The organism is Variovorax sp. YR750, from assembly GCF_900109805.1.
In the GTDB taxonomy this organism is placed as follows: Bacteria; Pseudomonadota; Gammaproteobacteria; order Burkholderiales; family Burkholderiaceae_C; genus Variovorax; species Variovorax gossypii.
The window spans coordinates 1-9,216 of sequence record NZ_FOBJ01000038.1; the positions used below are offsets into that span (position 1 = coordinate 1).

Sequence of the window (9,216 nt, forward strand, 5' to 3'; positions counted from 1 at the left end):
CAGCACGAGCATCGGCCTGGCGTTCTACCGGGGCGGCGCCACGACGGCGGCCGCGCTCGTCAAGCAGGCCGACGAGATGCTCTACCAGGCCAAGGGAGCGGGGCGCAACAACGTGCAGGTGACGCCTGGGCTGGTCGGAGAAGCACCGCCGTCGTGAGATCGCAGCCGGCCGCCCATGGGCGCGCTGCACGGTCCTTCTTGAGAGGCCCCAGGGAAAAGGGGATGTTGCTGCTCCCCGAATGGCGCGGATGTTGATTTCCATGGAATCCTGACCCCGGCGGGGATGCAAGTTGGCGAACCTGGCTGACCGGGTGCGGCCCAGCGAAATGTGGGGCCGCTTCTCGTTGTAGTCGCGCCGCCGCCGGGTGACCTTTCGCCGGCCTGCGCAAGCGATTCGAATCACTGCTTGTTCAGACCTTCGTCGCGGAACTTGCCGTTGAACTTCTCGATGTCGGCGTTCTGGGCGCAGACGGCCCGCGTCGTTGAACAGATGCCGAACGCTGCGTGCAGCAGCCCAAGCCATGAAGGCCCCGCTCGAGAACCCCGCCCCTGTCGGACAACCAGCCACGGTAGGGCTTGGAGCCTTGATCTGGCCCTGTAAACGCATCCTCTGAGCAGGTGGTCCGTGTCGGACTGCAGCCCATCAGAGGCACCCAGGCTTCTCGAATTCGCGACCGTGGGGCAGGGGCAGCGGCGCGTGAAATTAAATAAATTGATTTCGTTCGGGCGGGCACCGTGAGCGGTTTGGCGGGATTTTTGATTTGTGGTTTTTTATTCATATCAAAATTGACATTCACCAATTCATTTTTCGATGTAATCGTTGCGAAGAACTTTGCCTGCTAGAGCTTCACGCTGGAGTTGTGATGCAGGAACAACAACGATCGTGGAGAAATTGCTCGAAAAGACCTTGAATATGGAGCGCCATACCTTGCAAGGCGAGGCTGTTTGGTGCTGGCTGCCTATTGGGTAATTTGAGAAGGTGGGCAAGGCGTTGCACCCGCAGAAGCATCCAGGTGATCGCGAAATGCCGTTGCAGGAACTGCGTTCAGCCACTTCAAGCTCTTGCCGGGCGGTCACGACTTCGCGCCGGGCGCCCTCCATCCCGGCGATCGTTGGAGGAAACACATCCCGTGCGGGCTGGAGCACTCCTCGGGTGACCCCACTCCATCGAGGTAACTGGCCTGTCGCAGAGCGTCAGCGGGCGTCAGGGCCTGCAGGCCCATGTGGCAGGTGGTTCGCTGACGCGACTTCGCGTCGAGGACGCTGTCCCAGCGACGCAGGGGCCTCTTCCAAACCGCCAGCGCGGGCGTTTCTCCGTCCGCCGTCACCACCCGGCCGCAACTTTCCTGCAATCGCGGCAATACGCCACGAAAAGCGGCAGCTATTCATCGGGTCTTCGATAAAAGAACAAAAAAACGACAAGGAAGTCACATCTCAAAAGGTCAAAAATGAGGTAAGCAATCTAATTAATTAGTAACTTTATATTACTATTAGTTTTTGATTTTTATATGGAAATCTAAATCGGTTCGACCAAATTCCTCCGAAAAGCAACAAGCCAAGTTGCAATCGTTAACCCCGTCGTCAATAGTTGTAAACAACAGTTAATAGAGAAATTTCCAGGGAGACGCGGTTTAAATCGAACGGACGGAGCCTCATGAATACAACTTATTGTTCAATTTGGAATGAATCCCTTGGCGCCTGGGTCGCGGCGTCGGAAAACACCCGCGCCCGCGGCAAGCGGGGCGCAAGCTGCGTGGCGGCTGCGCCCGGCGCGCTCACGTTGCTCGCTTCTGGGCACTTGCGCGCAGGGCTCATGACCGCGCTGCTGGCGATGGGCGGGATCGGAGGAGCCTCTGTGGCGCAGGCGCAGTCGGTCGATTGCTCGGCTTCGCCTTTCAACATGTACAACGGCACCGCCTCGTGCATGGGGTTCCAATCGAAGGCCTCTGGGATCGGGGCCACCGCGCTCGGTTCGCTTGCGCAAGCCCAAGCGGGCGGCGGCCTCGCCGTGGGATACAACTCGCTGAGCACCCAGCTCAACTCCATCTCCCTGGGTTTCCAGGCCTACACCGCCGGTGTCAACTCCATCTATCTGGGCGCCCGCACCGGGCCTACCACGGGCGCGCTGGCCGACGGTGCCATCGGCATCGGCACCGATGTGACCGCGAGCAACACCAATACCGTTGCGGTGGGCACGCAGTCCATCGCCAGCGGGCAGAGTTCCACCGCCGTGGGCTTTGGTTCCAACGCCAGCGCATTGCGCACCGTCGCCCTCGGCTACCAGGCGACCGCGAGCGGGCTCGATGCCATGGCCCAGGGCACCCGCGCCCAAGCCACTGCCCAGAACGCGGTCGCCGTGGGCTTCCAGTCGGTCGCGTCCCAGCTGAACTCGGTCTACGTCGGTTCGCGCACGGTCGCGGGGACGGGCGCCACGGGCGTGGGTGCCGTTGCCATCGGCACGGACGTGACGGCGTCCAAGGACAACGCCACCGCGATCGGCTTCCAGAGCAAGGCGGATGCGGCAACCTCGGTGGCGCTCGGCCCGAATGCGGCGACCTCGGGCGCCGGCGGCGCGATGGCGCTGGGGTCCGGCACGGTCGCCAGCGACACCAATGCGGTCGCGCTCGGCGCGGCTGCCACTGCCACCGCAGCGGGCGCCAGCGCCCTGGGCACCTTCGCCAATGCGGCGGGTGTGAACTCCACCGCGGTCGGGGTCAGCTCGACGGCCACTGGCCAACGTGCGTTCGCAGGCGGTTGGGGAGTCAACGCCGCAGGCACCGATGCCGCGGCCATTGGCACTTTGGCCAACGCGGCGGGGACCAGCTCGGCCGCGCTCGGCAACCTCGCCAATGCCTCGGCCGACTTCGCGCTGGCCATGGGCAATCAGGCGGTCTCTAGCGGCATCGGCGCGGTCGCGGCAGGGTCGGGGGCCAACGCCGCGGCCGTCGGCACCGTCGCGATGGGCAACAACGCCACGGCAACCGTCTCACGCGCCACTGCGCTGGGATTCGGCACGGCGGCCACCGGCCAGAACGCCACCGCGGTGGGCGCACTCGCTGCGGCATCTGCTGCCCAGGCGATCGCACTCGGCAACAGCGCCAAGGCTTCCGCGCTCAATGCGATCGCGATGGGCAACAGCGCCGTCGCCGATGCCGGCGATGCGGTGGCGATCGGCAACGGTTCGACGGCCACGGGTGGCAAGGCCGTCTCGATCGGCTCGGGCAACACCGCCTACGGCAATGGCGCGGTCGCGATCGGCGATCCGAGCTTTGCAAGCGGTACCGGTGCCTTCACCGGCGGTGCCGACAACATCGCCAACAGCGACGGCACGGCCTCGGCCACTGCAGCCAACCAGGCCAATGGCGCGGTCGCGATCGGCAACGGGAACAAGGCGATCGGCCAGGGCTCTGTGGCGCTGGGCAACGGCTCGACGGCCGGCGCGGTGGGCAAGGCGGGCGGCGTGGCCATCGGCGATGCGGCGACGGCGAGCGCCAATGCGGGCGACGTCGCGCTGGGCTCCGGCTCGGTCACGGCCACGGCCGTGGGCACACCCAACGTGACCATCGGCGGCACGACCTACAACTTCCAGGGCATCAACCCCACGAGCACCGTGAGCGTGGGCAGCGTGGGCAACGAGCGCACGATCACCAACGTGGCGGCCGGCCGGATCTCCGGGACCTCGACCGACGCGATCAACGGCTCGCAGCTCTTCGCCACCAACCAGGCCGTCGCGGCCATCGCGGCCAGCACGCCCACCCACTACTACAGCGTGAACGACGGCGGCACGCAGCAGGCGAACTACACCAACAACGGTGCGACGGGCGCGAATTCGCTGGCGGCCGGCGTCGCCGCCTCGGCGTCGGGCGACCAGGCCGTGGCGCAGGGCTTCCAGGCGAGCGCGTCGGCCGGCGACGCCATTGCGATCGGCACCGGCACCAAGGCGTCGGCGGTCAGCAGCACCGCGATCGGCGTCAACGCCACGGCATCGGGGGTCAGCGGCTCCACCGCGGTGGGCGCCTTCTCCAACGCCAGCGCCACCAACAGCCTGGCGGTGGGCGAATTCGCCAGTGCGTCCGGCGAGGGCGCTTCGGCCGTTGGCCCCGGTGCGAACGCTGCGGCGACGCGCGCCACGGCGCTCGGCAACGCCTCGTCCGTCACGGCCGCGGGCGGCGTCGCCGTGGGCGACACGGCCAGTGCCAAGGCGGCGAACGGCGTGGCGCTGGGCTCGAACTCGGTCGCCAACAACGCCGGCGACGTGGCACTGGGCTCTGGCTCGACCACGACCACGGCCGTCGGCACGGCCAGCACCGTGATCAACGGCAAGACCTACAACTTCCAGGGCACCGCGCCGGCCTCGACCGTGAGCGTGGGCGCTTCCGGCGCCGAGCGCACCATCACCAACGTGGCGGCCGGCCGGATCTCCGGGACCTCGACCGACGCGATCAACGGCTCGCAACTCTTCGCCACCAATGCTGCGATCGACGACGTGGCGGCCACGGCCGGCAAGGGCTGGAACGTGACCACGGCGCAGACGGGCACGGGCACCGTGACCGGTACGAGCGTGCAGAACATCGCCCCGGGCGGTACCGCCACCTACACGGCGGGCAACAACATCGCGATCACGCAGAACGGCTCGGAGGTGCAGATCGCCACCAGCGCGACACCGAGCTTCACCAGCGTGACCGCGGGCGGCACGGTCATCAACAACGCAGGCCTGACGATCACGGGCGGCCCGAGCGTGACGACCACCGGCATTAACGCGAACAACACGGTGATCACCAACGTGGCGCCCGGCGTGGCCCCCACCGATGCGGTGAACGTGGATCAGTTGACCAACACGGTGGCGGCCAGCAAGACCAAGTACTACAGCGTGAACGACAACGGGGTGGCTGGCGCCAACGTCAACAATGACGGGGCCAAAGGCATCAACTCCGTCGCCGCGGGCGTGGGGGCCAGCACCACGGCGGCTGCCACGGGCGGCGTGGCCATGGGCAACAACGCCGCCGTCAGCGCCGTGAACGGGGTGGCACTGGGTACCGGCGCGGCGGCGGGCGCCAATGCGGGTGACGTGGCACTGGGTTCGGGCTCGACCACGGCGGCCGTGGTCAACACCCCGAGTGCAACCGTCAACGGCACGGTCCACACCTTCCAGGGCACCGCAGCGACGAGCACCGTGAGCGTGGGCAGCGTGGGCAATGAACGCACGATCACCAACGTGGCGGCCGGCCGGATCTCCGGCACCTCGACCGATGCGATCAACGGCTCGCAGCTCTTTGCCACCAACACCGAGCTCGCCAACATCGGGGTGACGGCGGGCAAGGGCTGGAACGTGACCACGGCGCAGACGGGCACGGGCACCGTGACGGGCACGAGCGTGCAGAACATCGCCCCGGGCGGCACCGCCACCTACACGGCGGGCAACAACATCGCGATCACGCAGAACGGCTCGGAGGTGCAGATCGCCACCAGCGCGACACCGAGCTTCACCAGCGTGACCGCGGGCGGCACGGTCATCAACAACGCAGGCCTGACGATCACGGGCGGTCCGAGCGTGACGACCACCGGCATCAACGCGAACAACACGGTGATCACCAACGTGGCGCCCGGCGTGGCCCCCACCGATGCGGTGAACGTGAGCCAGCTGACCACCCAGGTGAACGGCGCGAAGATCCACTACTACGCCGTGAACGACAACGGCACGCAGCAGGCGAACTATGCGAACGACGGCGCCACGGGTGTCAATGCCCTGGCCGCCGGCGTGAACGCCTTGGCTGCGGGGACCAGTGGCGTCGCCATGGGCAACGGCGCGCGCGCGAGCGCCGCGGACACCATCGCGATCGGCAGCACCGCGACGGCCGACTCCGCGGAGGCGGTGGCCATCGGCAAGGGTGCGACAGCCACGGGGGGCAAGGCCATCTCGATCGGCTCGGGCAACACGGCCTACGGCGACGGTGCCGTGGCGATCGGCGATCCGAGCTATGCCAGCGGTACCGGTGCCTTCACCGGTGGCGCCAACAACATCGCCAACAGCGACGGCACGGCCTCGGCCACGGCCGCGAACCAGGCCAATGGCGCGGTCGCGATCGGCAACGGGAACAAGGCGATCGGCCAAGGCTCCGTGGCGCTGGGCAACGGCTCGACGGCCGGCGCGGTGGGCAAGGCGGGCGGTGTGGCCATCGGCGACGCGGCAACGGCGAGCGCCAATGCGGGCGACGTCGCGCTGGGCTCCGGCTCGGTCACGACCACGGTCGTCGGCACGGCCAGCACGGTGGTCGGTGGCACGACCTACAAGTTCGCCGGCACCACGCCGACCTCGACCGTGAGCGTTGGCGCGCCGGGTGCCGAGCGCACCATCACCAACGTGGCGGCCGGCCGGATCTCCGACACGTCGACCGACGCGATCAACGGTTCGCAGCTGTACGGCACGAACCAGCAGGTCACGAAGAACACGACCGACATCGCCAACATCAACGCCGGTGCGGGCATCAAGTACTTCCATGCGAACTCGACCCAGCCCGACTCGCAGGCGCTGGGGACGGACTCCGTCGCGATCGGGCCGAACGCGGTGGCCAACAACGCCGGTGCGGTGGCGCTGGGCTCGGGCTCCACCACCGATGTCGCCGTCGGCACGGCCAGCACGGTGATCAACGGCACGACCTACAACTTCGCGGGGACCGGGCCGACGAGCACGGTCAGTGTCGGCGCCGTCGGCGCCGAGCGCACGATCACCAACGTCGCGGCCGGCAGGCTCTCGCAGACCTCCACCGACGCCATCAACGGCTCGCAGCTCTACGCGACCAACCAGTCGATCGCGAACCTGAGCACCACGGTCACCGCCAACAAGATCAGGTACTTCAGCGTGCAATCCACCGGCGGCGGCAACGAGGACAACCTCGGCGCGCAGGCTGCGGACGCTGTCGCCGTGGGCAAGGATGCCAGCTCAACTGTCAACGGCGGGATTGCCCTCGGCGCGGGCTCCGTCTCCGACCGCGCGGTCGCAGGCAGCACCGGCAACATCCCCGCGGGCAGTTCGCTGATTCCCTTCAACACGACCGACCGCACGCTGGTGGGAGCCCTCTCGGTCGGCAGCGCCACCACCTACCGCCAGATCACCAACGTCGCCGACGGCACGCAGGCACAGGACGCGGTCACGGTGCGCCAGCTCAGCGGCGCGCTGCAGTCCTTCGCGGTCACGCCGATCCAGTACTTCCACGCCAACTCCACAGCGGCCGACTCGCTGGCCATCGGCACGGAGTCGGTGGCGGTCGGCCCGCAGACGGTGGTCAACGGCAACAACGGCGTGGGCATCGGCAACGGCGCCGTGGTGCAGCAGAGTGCACCGGGCGGCATCGCGATCGGCCAGGGCGCGACCTCGCACCTGGCCGACTCCATCGCGCTGGGCACGCAGTCGTCCGCAGCCGCGGTGCAGGGCGTCGCGCTGGGCGCGGGCACCAGCGTGACGCAGGCCGGCGGCGTGGCGCTGGGCGCAGGCTCGGTGGCATCGACGGCCGCGGGCGTGGCGGGCTACGTGCCGCCCACCGCGACCGACGCGCAACGCATCGCCATCGGCGCGACCACCAGCACGCTGGCAGCGGTGTCGGTGGGCAATGCCGCCAGCGGCCAGTTCCGCCAGATCACCGGCGTGGCGGCGGGCACGGCCGACAGCGACGCGGTGAACGTCTCGCAGCTGCGGGGCGTGCAGGGCACGGTCGCCGCCATCGACCAGTCGACGGTGAAGTACGACGCCAACGCGGACGGCTCGGTCAACTACAACAGCGTGACCATGGGCGGCAGCAATGCCACCGCGCCGGTCACCGTGCACAACGTGGCGCCGGGCGTGGCGGGCACCGACGCCGTCAACGTCAACCAGCTCAATGCGACCAGCGCCGGCCTGAACAACCGCATCAATGCCCTGGGCGACAAGGTCGATGCCAACACGCGGATGCTCTCGGGGGGCATCGCGGCCTCGGCAGCGATGGCGGTGGTCACGCCGGTGGAGCCGGGGCGCTACCACGTGAGCGGTGCGGTCGCGGGCTACAACGGGCAGGCCGGCATCGGCTTCAACCTGCTCAAACGCTCGGAGAACGGGCAGACCACCCTGCATGCGGGCGTGGGCTGGGCCACCGGCGGCAGCAAGGCCATCGTGCGCGTGGGCTTCGGGTTCTCGTTCGACTGAGCGCAAGAGGAACAACATCCATGAAAACACACACTACATTCCATTGCCTCGCACTGACCGCCCTGGTGGCGATGCTGGGAGGCTGCGCGACGGGCACCGCCGTGCCCGAGCAGACCGGTGCGGCGCCTGCCGCCGCCGACTCCGTGCACTTTCCTGAGGCGGGCAGCGCCTGGCTCAAGGGCGGGACCTTCGTCAATGTGGAGCAGCTGCGCCGCGTCGGCCGGGGGATGACGAAGAACCAGGTGCGCGAGCTCATCAGCTATCCGCACTTCGGCGAAGGCCTCTTCGGCCCCAAGGAGTGGGACTACCTGTTCAACTTCCGCACCGGCCGAGGCGACGAATTCGTCACCTGCCAGTACAAGGTGGTCTACAGGGAGGGCCTCTCCGATGCGATGTACTGGAAGGACCCGGCCTGCGCGGGTTACCTTTCGCCGAAGGTCGATGCGGCGGCGCCGGTGCCGGCGGCTGCCGCCGCCTCCGCGCCGCAACGCTTCAGGATGGCAGCCGATGCGCTGTTTGCCTTTGACAAGTCGGGCATGGCCGACATGTCGGCCGACGGACGCGAGCAGCTCGACCAACTGGCCGCCCAGCTCAAGGGCCAGTACAAGCGCTTCGACGCGATCACCGTGATCGGCCACACCGACAGGCTGGGCAGCGACGCGTACAACCAGGCGCTGTCGGCTGCGCGGGCTGCGACCGTGCGTGACTACCTGATCGCACGGGGCCTGCCGCCGTCGGCACTGCGCGCCTTCGGGGTCGGCAAGACGCAGCCGCTGGTCTCGTGTGTCGACGGCCGGCAGCGCGCCCAGCTCATCGCCTGTCTGCAACCCAATCGACGCGTCGAACTCGAGGTCACCGGCGAGCGATAGGCCGTCGTGGTCTCGCGGCGTGGCTGGCGGGATCTCTGCCCCGCCGAGGTCTCACCACTTCACGCGCACGCCGACGGACCCGTTGATCGAGCTCTTCACCCTGGCGTTGCCGCCGCTCGCCCAGAGCTTGCCGACTTCGCCGTAGAGGCTGGTCGACTGGCCCAGCGCGAG

The 9,216-nt window shown here is 68.0% G+C and carries 3 protein-coding genes; all 3 read left to right on the top strand.

Features of this window, described 5'->3' with window-relative positions:
* The first annotated feature begins 16 nt into the window (after positions 1 to 16).
* Positions 17 to 157, top strand: a complete 141-nt coding sequence (locus tag BMY35_RS37295) for a nucleotidyl cyclase domain-containing protein (protein ID WP_256230736.1) — start codon at positions 17 to 19, stop codon at positions 155 to 157.
* 1,497 nt (positions 158 to 1,654) lie between these two features.
* Complete coding sequence (locus BMY35_RS37305; RefSeq protein WP_093210095.1) at positions 1,655 to 8,176, top strand: ESPR-type extended signal peptide-containing protein; 6,522 nt, start codon at positions 1,655 to 1,657, stop codon at positions 8,174 to 8,176.
* A 20-nt stretch (positions 8,177 to 8,196) separates the two neighbouring features.
* On the top strand, positions 8,197 to 9,045 hold the full coding sequence (locus BMY35_RS37310) for an OmpA family protein (protein ID WP_256230734.1): 849 nt from the start codon (positions 8,197 to 8,199) through the stop codon (positions 9,043 to 9,045).
* Positions 9,046 to 9,216: the final 171 nt, after the last annotated feature.